Origin of the sequence: Plantibacter sp. ME-Dv--P-095 (assembly GCF_030209365.1) — a bacterium.
GTDB lineage: Bacteria > Actinomycetota > Actinomycetes > Actinomycetales > Microbacteriaceae > Plantibacter.
The window spans coordinates 150,705-166,096 of record NZ_JARVSB010000010.1 but is presented as its reverse complement, the minus strand read 5'-3'; the positions used below and the strand labels follow the sequence as shown (position 1 = coordinate 166,096).

Below are 15,392 nucleotides of genomic sequence, written 5' to 3'. Positions count from 1 at the left end.
ACAGAGAAGCCCGGTCGGATGATTACTCATCTGACCGGGCTAATACTGTCGGGGTAGCGGGATGTGCAACCCGCCGGCTCGACGGTTCGCCATCCCTGGGAAACAGAGAAGCCCGGTCGGATGATTACTCATCTGACCGGGCTAATGCTGTCGGGGTAGCGGGATTTGAACCCACGACCTCTTCGTCCCGAACGAAGCGCGCTACCAAACTGCGCCACACCCCGATGGCCCGAAGGCCTTGTCTAGGATAGCCGATTTTTCAGCGGCTGTTCGCCACTTCCGAGAATCGGGCGATCCTGGACCGGATCGATCGGGCGGCGTCGTCGACGCCCGACCGATCCGTGCTCTCAGGCCTGCTGGCGGCGGCGCACGAGGACGGTGCCGAGCGCTGCGGCACCGACGGCGAGGAGGCCTCCGGCGGCCCACGGGAGGGCCGTTCCGGCGAAGCCGGTGTCGGCGAGGGCGTTGCCCCCGGCGGACGGGTCGGACGCAGCGGCGGCAGCGGCCTCAGCCGGGTCGAGCACGGTGAAGTCGGACGAGTCGCTCACGGCACCCTGGGTGGCCGTCAGCGTGTAGGTGCCGGCGGGGTCGGCTGCGGTGTCGATCGAGACGTCGATGTCACCGGCCGCGTCGGCGACGGTCGACAGCGTGCGGGTCGATCCGCCTGCGGCCGACGAGTCGATGGTGATCGACACGGTCTGGTTCGCCGCCCAGAAGTCCGAGCAGGAGTAGGTGACGGCTGCACCCCGGGCGACGCTCGCGGGCGTGATCGAGTTGCAGCTGCCGGGTCCGTAGCTCTCACCCTCGACGGCGTTGGCTGCGGTGGGCAGCGCGACGACGGCGAGGAGGACGAGTGCGGCGGCGGAGAGAGTGCGGTTCATGTGCGGGCCCCTAGGTGTGCGGATGGCGCATGCGGTGCGATGACGCGTCATGCGGACAGTGGGCCTGGAGCCGAGCACTGGTCACTCGTGGCCTCCATGGCCGTGATCATGCTAGGGCAGCGGCCGCCGACGGGACCGCTGAAAACCGCGGAATTCCGCGGATGTGACCACCTTTGGGGGTACGGGCACCCCGGCCGCCCCGGGCCCGCGAGACATGCTCGCGGACCCGGGACCGGATGACCCGATCAGGCGGTCTTGCGGCGACGGACGGCGAGCGCGGAGACGACGCCGGCGCCGACGACGAGCAGGCCGCCACCGATCCACGGCAGGGCTCCACCGTCGAAGCCGGTCGAGGCGAACTCGCGCTCGGAGACCTGGAAGGAGGCGCTCTCGGTGGTCGCACCCTGGGTGGCGGTCACCATGCAGGTGCCCGACTTCGTCGCGTCGGTCGAGATCGTCACGGCGAACGCGCGAGCAGTGTCGGCGCTGAACGTCCCGGAGGTGGGGACGGCGCTCTGGCCGGCGGCCTGCTCGGTGGCGCCGGCGGTGTTCGGCTTGGCGGGGGCGGGCACGCTGCAGCCGGGGCCGTCGACCGTGACCGTCACGGGGGTGCCGGGGTCGAAGGTTCCGTCGCACCGGAACACGGTGGACTCCCCCTGGGTCACCGAGACCGGGGTGAGGGTGGCACAGCCGGCAGGGCCGTACGTGGACGAGTCGGTGGCTGCGTTCGCCGCGGTCGGGACCGCGAAGACGGCGAGCAGGCAGAGCGATGCTAGGGCAAGGGTGCGCTTCATGTGTGTATCCCCAAGGAACGTCGAGTACCCCTGCGTCCGCCGATTTCGGGTGGGCGTCCGCGCGAGGTTCCCCAGGGTCACGAATTCGGGTGCGTGGCTTCCTGAGGTGTTGTCATGCTATGTCAGGAGCCACAGCGAGGGAAGGTCGAAATCGTCGTTTTGCCCGTGATTCCGGGGGTTGTGACCAGGTTTGGGGGTACGTCGGAGGCCTTCGGAGCGACCACCGTGAAGACGAGTTCGGTGGATGCCCCCGGAGTGAGGGTCACGTCGGTCTGCGCGTAGAGGCGACCGTTCGGGTCGGTCACCGCCTTCACCGCGAGGTCGGTTCCGTCGCTCGCTCCGAGGAGGGCCGCGCCGAGTGGTCCGTGGATCACGACGCGCGTCGCGATGTCGCCGGGAGGGGTGCCGAAGCGTCCGCCCGCGGTCACGTAGTCGGGGAGGGACGTCGCGGCGTCCGCCGGGGCGGTGGACGTGAGGGTGACGGCGACGACGTATTCGGCACCCTGGCTCGTGCAGCGGGCGTCGCGGAGGTCGACCTTCGTCTCCAGGTAGTAGTCCATCTTCGCCCGGGTGAGGTCCTCGAGGTACACCCCGGTGTACACGGCGTCGTCGTCGGTCGCGGGCGGGATCCCGGCGAGCGTCGTCTGGGCGATGAGCGTCTGCTCGGCGGGCACGGCACTCCAGAGGTGGAGCCGGTTCTCCGCAGCGGATGCCGACAGCGCCTCGACGAGCGCGGCGGGGTCCGGTGACCGGGAGATCATGGTCTCGAAGACCGAACCCGAGACGGCGGCGAAGAAGGCGTCCTGGACGAGCCGGTCCGGGAACCGCGCGTAGACGTCGCTCAGGAGGGTCTTCGGGGCGTTGTCGGCGGTGAGTTCGGAGCCGTCCGGCAGGGCGACCGGGCCGGTCGCCTGCAGCAGGTGGGCGAGGACGTAGGGGTCGATGGCGACCACGGTGTCGATGGGCACGCCGAACACCCGGGTGCCCATGGCGGCGGCGAGTTCGCCCGTCCGGCTGAAGTCGACGGTGAGGTTGGTGTCCTGGATGTAGGTGCCGAGGTTGTCGGTGTAGACGTTCTGCTCGAAGGGGGTGAGCGGCAGGACCGGGGTCGGGAACTTGGAGAAGTCGTCACTGCCGCGGGTCCCGGCGAAGGAGATGACGCCGTTCTCCGCGTGGATCAGCGCCACGGCGCCGGCGATGCCGCCGCTCGAGCGCACCTCCGCGTTGTTCTGGATCATCACCATGATGTTCCGCGGCCCCGCCCCGCCTGCCATGTCGGGGAGGAGGGCCGTGGCGCGCGCGGCCGTGTCGAGCATCGTGCTCGCCCCGTCGAGGGTCCGGGTGAGCTTCTCGACGGCGTCCGCGACGACCGGGAGGGCACCGTCCGTGCTGATCGTGTCGACGCGACCCGCGATGGCGTCGGCGGCGGCCGCGGCTTCGGCCACCCTCGGCGCGACGTCACGCAACGGCTCGGTGGCGATCGACCCGTCGCCGGGGAGGAGCGAGGAGAGGTTGACCCGACCGGCGATCTCGACGACCGACGGGATCACGTCGTCCGCCACGTCGTCCGTCGCGGCTGCGGCCTCGCGGACCGCGGAGAAGTTCACGCCGAGGAACGGGAGGACCTCGGCGGCGCGCCACACCGGATCGCTCGTCAGGGAGACGGCCTCGCCGGTGTGCGCCGACAACGACTGTCGGGTGGCGTCGGTGCCGCTCGCATCACCGTCGAGGACGGCGGTCTGGAGGGTCTTGGCATCCGCCTGGGCGGCCTCGAGGGCGGACTTCGCGAGGGAGGCCCGGACACCCAGCCACGCTCCGAGGGCGAGGACGACGAGGAGGACGGCCAGTGCGATCCACCAGCGGCGGGACCGTCGGCGACCACTCGTGGGGATGCCGGCCGTCGCCGGGCGTGGGTCAGCCAAGAGTGCTCCTTGTTCGGGTAGGCACAGCCTAGCCGCCAGCTGACGGGCGGAACGGGGCGCTGCACGCCCCCGTTTTGGGGCAAGCAGCCGCCCGTCGCCCGGGTCTCGGGCACCCCATGGCCTACGATTGCGAGGTGCCGACGGCACGACCCGACGACCGATCAGGAGCCGCACCGCAGATGACCCGCACACCTCGAATCATCATCGGGGTCCTGCTGCTGGTCTGCCTGTGCGTCATGCTCGGGATCGCGTTCTGGCCGACGCCCGTCGACGCCGGTGGGCGGGACACCCTGCTGGCGCTGATCGATCGACTCCAGGCCGCCGGAGCGCCGTCCTGGTTCGACTACCGCTTCGTCGAGTCCGCCGCGAACGTCGTCCTGTTCATCCCGCTCGGCGCACTCCTCGCGTTGGAGCTCCCCCTGAAGCTGTGGTGGATCGCTCCGTTGACGACGACGACGTTCTCCGTCGCCATCGAGCTCGGCCAGACGCTGCTCCCCGCTCGGGTCGCGACCATCGCCGACGTCTACGCGAACGCCGCCGGAGGGCTGCTCGGCGCGACGATCGTGCTCGTCGTCCGACTCCTCGTCAGCGCTCAGGGGCGACCGAGGCCGACGTAGCGCCACCCGGCACCACGCCACGCGTCGACGTCGAGGCAGTTGCGGCCGTCCACGACGATCTTGCCGGCGGTCAGCGCCGCCACCGCCTCCGGGTCGAGGGCGCGGAACGCCTTCCACTCGGTCACGACCACGACGATGTCGGCGTCGGTCACCGCCTCTTCAGCGGACGCCGCGAACATGAGCTGCGGGTGGAGACGACGCGCGTTGGGCACGGCCTCCGGGTCGAACGCGAGGACCTTCGCACCGAGACCGTTGAGCCCGACCGCCACGTCGAGGGCCGGCGAGTCACGGACGTCGTCACTGTCGGGCTTGAAGGCGAGTCCGAGCACCGCGACACGCTTCTGGTAGGCGCTTCCACCGAGCTCCTCGACGACGAGGTCGACGACCCGCTGACGGCGACGGAGGTTGATGGCGTCGACCTCCTTCAGGAACGCGACCGACTCGCCGCGACCGAGCTCCTCGGCACGCGCCGTGAACGCGCGGATGTCCTTCGGCAGGCAGCCGCCGCCGAAGCCGACGCCGGCGTTCAGGAAGCGACGGCCGATCCGCGCGTCGTACCCGATCGCGTCGGCGAGCTCCGTGACGTCCGCGTCCGTGACCTCGGCGATCTCCGCCATGGCGTTGATGAACGAGATCTTGGTGGCGAGGAAGGCGTTGGCGGCGACCTTGACGAGCTCGGCGGTCGAGTAGCCGGTGGCGACGAGTGGCGTCCCGGTGGCGAGCGCCTGCGCGTACACCTCGTCGAACGCGGCACGGGCGACGGCGGCGTCCTCGGGAGCCGGCGGCAGACCGTAGACGAGCCGGTCGGGGGCGATGGTGTCCTGGACGGCGAAGCCCTCGCGGAGGAACTCGGGGTTCCAGGCGAGCACGGCACCCGTGGGGGCGACGAGTTCGGCGAGGCGCGCTGCGGTGCCGACGGGCACGGTCGACTTGCCGACGACGACGTCACCGGCCGACAGGTGCGGGAGGAGCGCCGTCACCGCGGCGTCGACGTAGCGCAGATCGGCCGCGTTGGAACCGGCCTTCTGCGGGGTACCGACCGCCACGAAGTGCATGGTCGCCCCGGCCGCGTCGGCCATGTCGGTGCTGAACCGCAGGCGACCGGACTCGACACCGGCGAGGAGGAGCTCGGGCAGTCCCGGTTCGAAGATCGGCGAACGACCGGCAGCGAGCGCCTCGATCTTCGCGGGGTCGACGTCGATGCCGACGACCTCGTGACCGATCGATGCCATGGCGGCCGCGTGCACGGCGCCCAGGTAGCCGCAGCCGATGACGGAGAGCTTCATGCGTGTGATCCTTCGCTGATGGGTCGGACGGTGGGAGAGGTGGAGGAGAGTCGGCCGCCGGACTCCTGCAGGTAGCAGACGCCGCAGAGCGATTCGTAGGTGACCGTGGTGCCGTCGATGGCGACCTGGTCGCCGTCGAAGACGAAGGTGTCGCCGAAGCGGCGCCCGTTGAAGATCGCCTTGCGGCCGCAGCGGCAGATCGTCTTCAGCTCCTCGAGGCTGTGCGACACCTCGAGGAGGCGGCGGCTCCCCGGGAAGGCGACGGTCTGGAAGTCGGTGCGGATGCCGTAGGCGAGGACGGGGATGCCTTCCAGAAGGGCGATCCGCAGGAGGCCGTCGACCTGCCCGGCATGCAGGAACTGCGCCTCGTCGACGAGGAGGCAGCTGACGTCCGCGCCGGTCTCCGCGACGACCCGTCGGCGGTGCTCGGCGAACACCTGGACCGCGTCGTCGTCCGGACCGAGCAGGAAGTCGGCGTCTCGGGTGACGCCCAGGCGACTCACGATGGCGGCGTCGCCCTTGGTGTCGAGCGACGGCTTGGCGAGGAGGACGCGGTGACCGCGTTCCTCGTAGTTGAAGGCAGCCTGGAGCAGGGCGGTGCTCTTGCCGGAGTTCATCGCCCCGTAACGGAAGTAGAGTTTCGCCACCAGGCAAGCTTAGGGTTCGGAGACGGCACCTGTTGCATCGACGGCGACGACCGTCGACAGCCGTTCACCTGCCTCGGGGCGGTCGAGACCGCGTCAGAGCGAGATGTCGAGCGCCTCAGCCGTGCTTTCGAGCACCTCGGCCGCCCTGGCGGGGACGTCGTTCAGCGTCGAGCCGTACGTCGGGATCATCTCGCGCAGCCGTGGCTCCCACGCCGTCATGCGGTCGGGGAAGCACTTGCGCAGCACGTCGAGCATGATCGGGACCGCCGTCGAGGCGCCGGGCGACGCACCGAGGAGACCGGCGATCGTGCCATCGGCGCCGGTGATGACCTCGGTCCCGAACTGCAGGACGCCGCCCTTGTCCTTGTCCTTCTTCATGACCTGAGCGCGCTGGCCGGCCTCGATGAGGTACCAGTCCTCGTCCTTCGCCGTCGGCAGGAACTCCCGCAGGCTCTCCATCTTCTGCGAGCGGGACTGCAGGAGCTGCCCGACGAGGTAGGTGATCAGGCTCGGGTTGTCCTTCGCGACCGCCAGCATCGGGAAGAGGTTGTGCGGGCGGACCTGGGTGACGAGGTCGAGGATGGAACCACGCTTGAGGAACTTCGGGCTGAACGTCGCGTACGGGCCGAAGAGGAGGCTCGCCTGACCGTCGACCACGCGGGTGTCGAGGTGCGGGACCGACATGGGCGGGGCGCCGACCGAGGCCTGGCTGTAGACCTTGGCCTGGTGCTTCGACACGACCGCGGGGTTGTCGGTGCGGAGGAACTGGCCGCCGATCGGGAAGACGCCGTAGCCCTTGATCTCGGGGATGCCGGACTTCTGCAGCAGCTTGAGCGCCCATCCGCCGGCTCCGACGAACACGAAGCGGGCGTTGATCTCCATCGGCGAGCGGCCGAGCGTCTGCCGACCCCGGATCCGCCAGGTGCCGTCTTTCAGGCGCTTGAGCGAGCGGACCTCGTGGTTCACCCGCACGTGGGCGGACGGTGCCGCCTCGAAGAGCTTGTGGGTGAGCGAACCGAAGTCGACATCGGTGCCCGCCGTGATCCGCGTGGCGGCGATGCGCTCGCCGACGGCACGACGGTTGATGAGCAGCGGTGCCCACTCGGCGATGACCGCGGGGTCTTCGGAGAATTCGATGCCGGCGAACAGGGGCTCGTCCTTGAGCGCCTCGTACCGCTTCCGCAGGTACTCGACGTCCTTCTCGCCACGGACGAAGGTCATGTGTGGCGTGGGGTTGATGAACGTGTCGGGCTCGCCCAGCAGACCCTCTTCCACGAGGTGCGCCCAGAACTGGCGGCTGAGCTGGAACTGCTCGTTGATGCCGATGGCCTTGGCCGGGTCGACCTTCCCGTGGGCGTCCTGCGGCATGTAGTTCAGCTCGCACAGCGCCGCGTGGCCCGTTCCCGCGTTGTTCCACGGGTTGGAGCTCTCGAGCGCGACGTCGCTCAGGCGCTCGTAGACCTCCACCTTCCAATCAGGCTGCACCTGGTGGATGAGGGCGGCGAGCGTGGCGCTCATGATGCCACCACCAATGAGGGCTACGTCGATGGTTTCGGTCACCAGAGCAGTCTAGTCGCGGCGAGGCACGAGCTCTCCACCCGCGCGAGGTCAGTGATCGCCACTTGTCGGATAGCTCGATGTCGAGACAGTTGCGCTCGGTGCGCGCAGCGTCCGGAAGACCGGCCGGGCCGGAGCCTCAGCGTCCGGGGAGTGCTGGCGACAGGGCGTCGAGCTCCTCGAGCATCCGCTGCGCGATGTGCGCGTAGCCGGCGTCGCTCGGGTGCAGACCGTCGGCGGAGATCCAGGCCGCGGGATCCTCGTCGAGCCAGTGCGAGGCCCCCGAGATGTAGTCGGCGTCGATCGTGTCGGCGGCGTCGTGGACCCAGCCGATGATCTGCTCCAGCGAGTCGGGACGCTCCGCCGTGAACCACCAGGGCTCGACGACGACGATCCGCGTTCCGGGCAGGCCGTCCCGCAGGCGCTGGAACTCCGGCAGGATCGCCTCTCGGATCGCCTCCTCGTTGCCCGTCCACTCGAAGTTGTCGTTGATGCCGAGCGCGACGATGAGGACCTCGGGGTGCTGCGCGATGACGTCGCCCGCGACGTCGCCGACCTGGTCGCGTTTGCGGACGAAGCCGAGCCCCGGGTACCCGGCGTTGTACTCCGTCCACCCCTCGGCCTGGGCGACGAGCGAGGACCAGCGAGCGGCGGGTGCCGACGCCGCGGACCCCTTCGTGTACGAGTCTCCGTAGAACGCGACCAGCGGACCGACCGCCACCTCCGAGCCGGACCCGGCACGCGCGACGGTGGTCTGCTGCACGTCGGCACGCAGACCGCTCACGGTGACGACCGCGGCCACCGCGACGGCGGCGGCGATGAAGGCGACGAACCAGCGTCGGCGCAGGCGTGGGCGCGACATGTCTCCCCTGTCGGGTTCCGGGAGCCGGTCAGACCGACGCGGGCTGCGCGAGCAGCTCGGCGGCGACGAGTTCGGCGATCTGCACCGCGTTGAGGGCTGCGCCCTTGCGGAGGTTGTCGTTCGAGATGAAGAGCACGAGGCCCTTCCCGGCCGGAGCGCTCTGGTCGGGCCGGATGCGCCCGACGAACGACGGGTCGGCACCGGCGGCCTCGAGGGGCGTCGGGACCTCGGAGAGCTGGACACCGGGGGCGTCGCGCAGCAGCTCGGTCGCGCGCTCCGCCGACAGCTCGTTCGTGAACTCGGCGTTGATCGAGAGCGAGTGGCCGGTGAAGACCGGCACGCGCACGCAGGTGCCGGAGACGAGCAGCTCCGGGAGCTCGAGGATCTTGCGGCTCTCGTTGCGGAGCTTCTTCTCCTCGTCGGTCTCCCCGAGGCCGTCGTCGACGATGGTCCCGGCGAGCGGGATGACGTCGAAGGCGATCGGCGCGACGTACTTCTCGGGTGCCGGGAAGTCGATGGCGGAACCGTCGTGCACGAGACGCGTGAGGTCGCCCTGGGCGACGGCTGCCTCGATCTGACCGGCGAGCTCTGCGGCACCGGCGAGGCCGGAACCGGACACGGCCTGGTAGGTGTTCACGATGAGGCGCGAGAGCCCGGCCTCGGCGTCGAGCACCTTGAGCACCGGCATGGCGGCCATGGTCGTGCAGTTCGGGTTCGCGACGATGCCCTTGACGGCGTCCTTGATGGCGTGCGGGTTCACCTCGCTGACGACGAGCGGGACCTCGGGGTCCATGCGCCACGCGCTGGAGTTGTCGATGACGAGCGCACCGGCGGCGGCGAAGCGTGGGGCCTGCGTCCGCGAACCGGTCGCGCCGGCGGAGAACAGGGCGATGTCGATGCCGCTGGGGTCTGCCGTCTCGACGTCCTCGACGACGATGTCCTGGCCGCGGAACGGCAGGGTCGTGCCCGCGGACCGCGCGGTCGCGAAGAAGCGGATCTCGCTGATCGGGAACTCGCGCTCCTCCAGCAGGCGGCGCATGACCTTGCCGACCTGACCGGTCGCTCCGACCACACCGACACGTACACCGTTGCTCATGGGGATTCCTCTGGGATCAGGGGTTGTTGTGAACCATCTTGCATCAGGATCGGCCGTGCCGACCCCTGGGTGGACCATCCGGTCCCTCAGGCGACCGTCCGGTCCCTGAGCTGGTGGAAGTGCGGCGCTAGCGGCCGGTACCGCCGTGGACGACGGCCTCGTCCTCGCCGTCGAGACCGAACGCGGAGTGCACCACGTTGGCGGCCTTGTTCAGGGTGTCGGCGCGCGTCACGACCGAGATGCGGATCTCGCTCGTGGAGATCATCTCGATGTTGATGCCCGCAGCGCTGAGCGCCTCGAAGAGCTTCGCGGACACACCCGTGTTCGTGCGCATGCCGGCGCCGACGAGGGCGAGCTTGCCGATCTGGTCGTCGTGCTGGATAGCCGAGAAGCCCACCCGCCCCTGCTCGGCGGCGAGGGCACGCAGCACCTGCTGCGCCTCGGGCTTCGGGAGCGTGAAGGAGATGTCGGTGACACCGGAGACGGCGGTCGACACGTTCTGCACGATCATGTCGACGTTGCCGCCGGACTTCGCGACGATCGTGAAGATCTCCGCCGCCTTGCCGGGCAGGTCGGGGACGCCGACGACGGTGATCTTCGCTTCGCTGAGGTCGGTCGCGACTCCGGCGACGATGGGCTGCTCCATGGGTGCCTCACCTGCTCCTGGGTTGTTGCGGCCCGCATCGTTCAGGACGAGCGTGCCTTCGTTGTTGTTGAAGGACGAGCGGACGTGGAGTGTGACGCCGTGACGGCGTGCGTACTCGACGGCGCGGATGTAGAGGACCTTCGCGCCAGAGGCCGCGAGTTCCAGCATCTCCTCGCTGGAGATGCGGTCGATCTTCCGCGCCTTCGGCACGACCCGTGGGTCGGAGGTGAAGATGCCGTCGACGTCGGTGTAGATCTCGCAGACGTCGGCGTCGAGCGCCGCGGCGAGGGCGACGGCCGTGGTGTCCGAGCCGCCGCGTCCGAGCGTCGTGATGTCGCGGGTGTCGCGGTTGAAGCCCTGGAATCCGGCGACGATGACGATCGCGCCGTCGTCGAGGGCCTCGCGCAAGCGGACCGGGGTGACGTCGACGATGCGGGCCGCGCCGTGCTGGGCGTCCGTGATCATGCCGGCCTGGCTCCCGGTGAAGGAGCGCGCGACGTAGCCCATGCTGCTGATGGCCATCGCGAGGAGCGCCATCGAGATGCGCTCACCGCTCGAGAGGAGCATGTCGAGCTCACGGGGTGCCGGGATCGGCGTGACCTCGTGAGCCAGGTCGAGGAGCTCGTCGGTCGTGTCGCCCATCGCCGAGACGGCGACGACGACCTCGTTGCCCGCCTTGCGGGTCTCGACGATGCGCTTCGCCACGCGCTTGATGCTCTCGGCGTCAGCGACGGATGACCCGCCGAACTTCTGCACGATCAATGCCATCGGATCTCCTGGGGAAGTCGGTGCGGGCACGAGCGGCCCCGCGATCATCCTACCCATCCGGGCATTCCGCGCCGTTCATGTGACGAAGGGCACCCTCACCCGGTTCGCGACCGCCGTGACCGGCTCCGGACGGCGGCACCCGCTGGGTAGGGTTGGCGCATGCAACAGGACGACGCTCGAGTGCTCGCGACGGTGCGGCGCCTCTGGCAAGGGCTCGCCTCACCGACCGCCCGGTTCACCCCGGGACGCGTCGCGGTCGTCGTGAACGCCGGGTCGATGGCCTGCCCGCCCGGCTGGATCGGCGTCGTCGAGATCGCCGGCAGCGCCCTCGCCATCGTGCCCGACGAGGACACCGCGAGACGTCTGGCGATCGAGGACGAGTCGCCGAAGAACGTCGGCACCGTCGACTTCCTGCGATCCCGGATGCAGATCGCCGAGGTCCTCGGGCCGGCGACCCTCGACTACCTGCTGCCCGGCCGGTTCACGCCCGCCGAGGAGATCGACGTGGTGGCGAGCAAGGCGAGCGACCCGGCCATCGAGTCGATGCTGTCGAAAGTGGGCGACGATGAAGCCTCGGAGAGCGGGATCTTCGGGATCACCTCTCCCCTGTTCTCCGTGCGCGACCACGGACGCGTGCTGGCGGTCGCCGGGTACCGCTCCTGGCCGTTGGGCGTCGCGCACGTGACCGCTTTGACGGCACCGGAGGCCCGCGGCACGGGCCTCGCGACCCGGCTCGCCTCGACCGCCGTCGAGCACGCGCTCGAGCACAATCTGCTTCCCCAGTGGCGGGCGGCCGACACGAACCCCGGATCGCGAGCGGTCGCGAGGAAGCTCGGCTTCTCCGCCGTCGGTCGGCAGCTCTCGGTGCGGCCGGTGTTGGCCGAGTGGCCCTCGCCGTCCGCCGACGCCTGACCGCCGCCGGACCCGCCCCAACTCAGGAGTTCCCCGGCGCGGCGACGCCCGTCGGGCCTGACACGCCGGCCGACTCCTGAGAAACGGTCGATCGCAGCACGGGTCGGGATGGGTGGGTGGGCCGGCGGCTCAGCCGCTGACGACGGTGCGGCCCTCGAACGCTCGTCCGAGAGTGACCTCGTCGGCGTACTCGAGGTCGCCGCCGACGGGCAGGCCGGAGGCGAGTCGGGTGATGCGGATCCCCATCGGGAGCAGCAGCCGGCTGAGGTAGGTGGCGGTCGCTTCGCCCTCGAGGTTCGGGTCGGTCGCGATGATGACCTCGGTGACCGTGCCGTCGGCCAGACGCTGCATGAGCCGACGGATGTTGAGATCGTCGGGGCCGACGCCGTCGATGGGGCTGATGGCGCCACCGAGCACGTGGTAGAACCCGCGGAACTCACGCGTGCGCTCGATGGCGACGACGTCCTTGGGCTCTTCGACGACGCAGATGAGCGCCGGGTTACGCCGTGGATCGCGGCACACGCTGCACAGGTTCTGCTCGGAGATGTTGCCGCAGATCTCGCAGAACTTGACCTTCTCGCGCACGACGGTGAGGAGCTCGGCGAGCTTCGACACGTCGAACGACTCCGTCTGGAGGATGTGGAACGCGATGCGCTGCGCCGACTTCGGACCGATGCCCGGCAGTCGCCCGAACTCGTCGATCAGATCTTGGACGATTCCCTCGTACATGGCCTACCGCCCTCCGGAGCGCGGCTCGTGCGGCTGCTCCTCGATGAATGTGGCGCCGAGGAGCTCGCGGACGACGCTCTCGCCGTACCGGTTGTCGCCCGCCGGATGGGATCCCGCCGACGCCGGAGGCGCCTGACGCATCTTGACCAGCGGCTGCCGGCGCTCGGCCTCGGGTGGGGTGGCGGGAGCGGCCGGAGCCGGAGCGGCGGGAGCCGAGGGGGCCGCCGCGGACGCCGGGGCGTCGTAGGGGTCGGGGTACGGCGGCTCGTCGTCCGGCGGCGGTGCGTCCGCGTCGGACGGGATCGAGACCACGTCCCAGGTGACGGTCCGCGCGCCGAGGGCGTCGCCGTTGGCGGGACCTCGGGCGGGCGCCTGCTGGCGCGACGGCGCGGCCTGCTGGCGCGGCGTGGTCGTCGGGGCGGAAGCTGCGGGTCCTGTGGGCTGGGTGGGCTGCCCTTCGACAGGCTCAGGGACCGGAGACGGTGGTGTCGTCGAGGCAGGCGCCGGAGAGGAGGTGGGCGCTTCGACAGGCTCGCGGACCGGAGACGGCTGCGTGGCGGAGGCAGGCGCCGGAGATGCCGTGGGCCCTTCGACAGGCTCTGGGACCGAGGACGGCTGCGTCGCCGAGGCAGGCGCCGGAGATGCCGTGGGCCCTTCGACAGGCTCAGGGACCGAGGACGGCTCGGGCTCGTCGGCCGGCGGGGCGACCGTCGCCCAGGAGGAGGACGAGACCGAGGCCCGCTCCTCGACCGGCGCCGCAGGCGACGGAGCCGGCGACTCGATGACGGCGACGCCGGAACCGCCGGCAGCGGGCTCGGACGAGGACGCGGCATCCGCTCCGCCGGCAGGCGCGACCGTCGGCCACGACGGGCGGGACGCCGCGGAGGCGGGGCCGCCGGTCGACGACGGCGCTGCGGGCGCTGGGACGTTCTGCGGCAGGCTCGGCGTCGACCAGGCGGACGGCTCCGACGAGGTCGGGCCCGAGGCCGGCGCACCGGCGCGGACCGCCGGGGGCTCCTCGGCACCCGCGACCTTGGCGAGGTACTTGACCCGCACGCCGAGGACGTCGAGCACCGCGGTACGCAGCACCTCGGCCACCCCGGTGCCCGGAGCGTGGCGTGCCTTGAAGTCGTTGAGGTCGCTGTTGTTCGCGAACACGAGGGTGAGGACCTCGTCGTCGGAGTAGCCACCGACCTGGGCGTTGACGACGATCATCCACGCCTTGCGGTCGGCCTTCTCGACCCGGGCGACGATCTCCGGCCAGGCGTCGCGGACGAGCTGCAGCGTGACCGGGCCGACGCGGGGCGCGGCCGGGGCCGGAGGGGCGACCGGCGCGGGAGCGGCAGCTGCGCGTCCGTCGACCGGCTCGGGGACCGGAGACGATGCGGGGGCCGGGGCCTGCGCGGAAGACGGAGCCGTAGCCGGAACGGCCGGGCTCGAGGCGGGTGCCGGAACCGAGGCCGACGGCGCTGCAGCGCTGGGGTCGGCGGCGACACCGATGCGGCGCTCGAGGCGCTCGACCCGGACGAGCGCTCCGCGGGCGGAGTCGTCGGCCGCGGGGACGAGGATGCGGGCCATCATGAGTTCGAGGTGGAGCCGTGGCGAGGTCGCGCCCGTCATCTGCGTGAGCGCCTCGTTGACGACGTCCGCCGTGCGGGAGAGCTCGGCGATGCCGAAGGCACGCGCCTGGCCGAGCATCTTGTCGAGCTCGTCCTGGGGCAGACCACGCAGCACGGCGGCCGCGTTCTCCCCGGTGGCGGCCACGACGATGAGGTCGCGGAGTCGTTCGAGCAGGTCGTCGACGAAGCGTCGGGGGTCCTGTCCCGTCTGGATGACGCGGTCGACCGTGCTGAACGCGGCCCCGGAATCGCGCGCGGCGAGGGCGTCGACGACCTCGTCGAGCAGCGCGGTGTGCGTGTAGCCGAGCAGCGCGACGGCACGTTCGTAGTCGACCGAGTCGCCCTCTGAGCCGGCCATCAGCTGGTCGAGCAGCGACAGGGTGTCGCGCGCCGAACCGCCACCGGCGCGGACCACGAGCGGCAGGACGCCCGGCTCGACGCCGACGTGCTCGCTGTCGCAGAGCTGCTGCACGTAGTCGAGCATCTGGGCCGGCGGGATGAGCCGGAACGGGTAGTGGTGGGTGCGCGAACGGATGGTGCCGATCACCTTGTCGGGCTCGGTCGTCGCGAAGATGAACTTCACGTGCTCCGGCGGCTCCTCCACGATCTTCAGCAGCGCGTTGAAGCCCTGCGGGGTGACCATGTGCGCCTCGTCGAGGATGAAGATCTTGTAGCGGTCGCGGGCCGGCGCGAAGATCGCGCGCTCGCGGAGGTCGCGGGCGTCGTCGACACCGTTGTGGCTGGCGGCGTCGATCTCGACGACGTCGAGCGAGCCCGAGCCGTCGCGTGAGAGGTCGACACAGCTCGCGCAGACACCGCAGGGGGTGTCGGTCGGGCCCTCGGCGCAGTTGAGGCAACGGGCCAGGATGCGGGCCGACGTCGTCTTGCCGCAGCCTCGCGGACCACTGAACAGATAGGCGTGATTGACCCGGTTGGTGCGCAGGGCCGTCATGAGGGGATCGGTGACCTGCGCCTGACCGATCATCTCGGCGAACGTCTCGGGCCGATACCGGCGATACAGAGCAGTGACCACCCACCAATGGTAGCCGTCGCCCC

The 15,392-nt window shown here is 70.5% G+C and carries 13 protein-coding genes and 1 tRNA gene; 2 read left to right on the top strand and 12 right to left on the bottom strand.

The annotated features are described in order from the left end of the window. Positions 1 to 150: 150 nt before the first annotated feature. The 4 genes from QRN26_RS15580 to QRN26_RS15565 form a co-directional block, all read right to left on the bottom strand. Positions 151 to 224 (bottom strand) — tRNA-Pro (locus QRN26_RS15580). A 123-nt stretch (positions 225 to 347) separates the two neighbouring features. Then, positions 348 to 881, bottom strand: a complete 534-nt coding sequence (locus QRN26_RS15575) for a hypothetical protein (protein ID WP_056014513.1) — start codon at positions 879 to 881, stop codon at positions 348 to 350. Between the two features lie 245 nt (positions 882 to 1,126). Next, positions 1,127 to 1,675 carry a hypothetical protein gene (locus tag QRN26_RS15570; protein ID WP_285037468.1) on the bottom strand — a complete coding sequence of 183 codons (549 nt, stop codon included), beginning with the start codon at positions 1,673 to 1,675 and terminating at the stop codon, positions 1,127 to 1,129. 122 nt (positions 1,676 to 1,797) lie between these two features. Further along, positions 1,798 to 3,597, bottom strand: a complete 1,800-nt coding sequence (locus QRN26_RS15565; RefSeq protein WP_056014507.1) for a DUF4012 domain-containing protein — start codon at positions 3,595 to 3,597, stop codon at positions 1,798 to 1,800. Between the two features lie 134 nt (positions 3,598 to 3,731). Between QRN26_RS15565 and QRN26_RS15560 the strand changes: the two genes are divergently transcribed. Beyond that, a complete protein-coding gene (locus QRN26_RS15560; protein ID WP_162239373.1) occupies positions 3,732 to 4,214 on the top strand; it encodes a VanZ family protein in 483 nt (160 codons plus the stop codon). On the opposite strand, the gene QRN26_RS15555 is transcribed toward QRN26_RS15560, so the two are convergent. The 6 genes from QRN26_RS15555 to QRN26_RS15530 form a co-directional block, all read right to left on the bottom strand. Beyond that, a complete protein-coding gene (locus QRN26_RS15555) occupies positions 4,190 to 5,500 on the bottom strand; it encodes a UDP-glucose dehydrogenase family protein (RefSeq protein WP_285037467.1) in 1,311 nt (436 codons plus the stop codon). The two genes, QRN26_RS15560 and QRN26_RS15555, sit on opposite strands and share 25 nt — an antisense overlap. Next, a complete protein-coding gene (locus QRN26_RS15550) occupies positions 5,497 to 6,147 on the bottom strand; it encodes a thymidine kinase (RefSeq protein WP_056014497.1) in 651 nt (216 codons plus the stop codon). The genes QRN26_RS15555 and QRN26_RS15550 overlap by 4 nt, the downstream gene beginning before the upstream one ends. Positions 6,148 to 6,240: 93 nt before the next feature. Further along, positions 6,241 to 7,707: a malate:quinone oxidoreductase gene (locus QRN26_RS15545; RefSeq protein ID WP_285037466.1), complete on the bottom strand. Its 1,467-nt coding sequence runs from the start codon at positions 7,705 to 7,707 to the stop codon at positions 6,241 to 6,243. A 136-nt stretch (positions 7,708 to 7,843) separates the two neighbouring features. Further along, on the bottom strand, positions 7,844 to 8,566 hold the full coding sequence (locus QRN26_RS15540; protein WP_285037465.1) for an SGNH/GDSL hydrolase family protein: 723 nt from the start codon (positions 8,564 to 8,566) through the stop codon (positions 7,844 to 7,846). 28 nt (positions 8,567 to 8,594) lie between these two features. Then, positions 8,595 to 9,662 (bottom strand): aspartate-semialdehyde dehydrogenase, encoded by a 1,068-nt coding sequence (locus QRN26_RS15535; RefSeq protein ID WP_285037464.1) that lies wholly within the window; start codon positions 9,660 to 9,662, stop codon positions 8,595 to 8,597. Between the two features lie 127 nt (positions 9,663 to 9,789). Then, the gene (locus QRN26_RS15530) at positions 9,790 to 11,076 is read right to left on the bottom strand and encodes an aspartate kinase (RefSeq protein WP_056014485.1); all 1,287 of its coding nucleotides are present in this window, start codon (positions 11,074 to 11,076) and stop codon (positions 9,790 to 9,792) included. A gap of 159 nt (positions 11,077 to 11,235) precedes the next feature. Here QRN26_RS15530 and QRN26_RS15525 point away from each other — a divergent pair, with 159 nt between their 5' ends. Further along, complete coding sequence (locus QRN26_RS15525) at positions 11,236 to 11,988, top strand: GNAT family N-acetyltransferase (protein WP_285037463.1); 753 nt, start codon at positions 11,236 to 11,238, stop codon at positions 11,986 to 11,988. Between the two features lie 129 nt (positions 11,989 to 12,117). On the opposite strand, the gene recR is transcribed toward QRN26_RS15525, so the two are convergent. Together recR and QRN26_RS15515 are read right to left on the bottom strand one after the other, a co-directional pair. Further along, positions 12,118 to 12,717, bottom strand: coding sequence for a recombination mediator RecR (recR, locus tag QRN26_RS15520; RefSeq protein ID WP_056014479.1), 600 nt, complete (start codon positions 12,715 to 12,717; stop codon positions 12,118 to 12,120). A 3-nt stretch (positions 12,718 to 12,720) separates the two neighbouring features. Continuing rightward, entirely contained in the window at positions 12,721 to 15,369 is a 2,649-nt protein-coding gene (locus QRN26_RS15515; RefSeq protein WP_285037462.1) for a DNA polymerase III subunit gamma and tau, read from the bottom strand. Between the last annotated feature and the right edge of the window lie 23 nt (positions 15,370 to 15,392).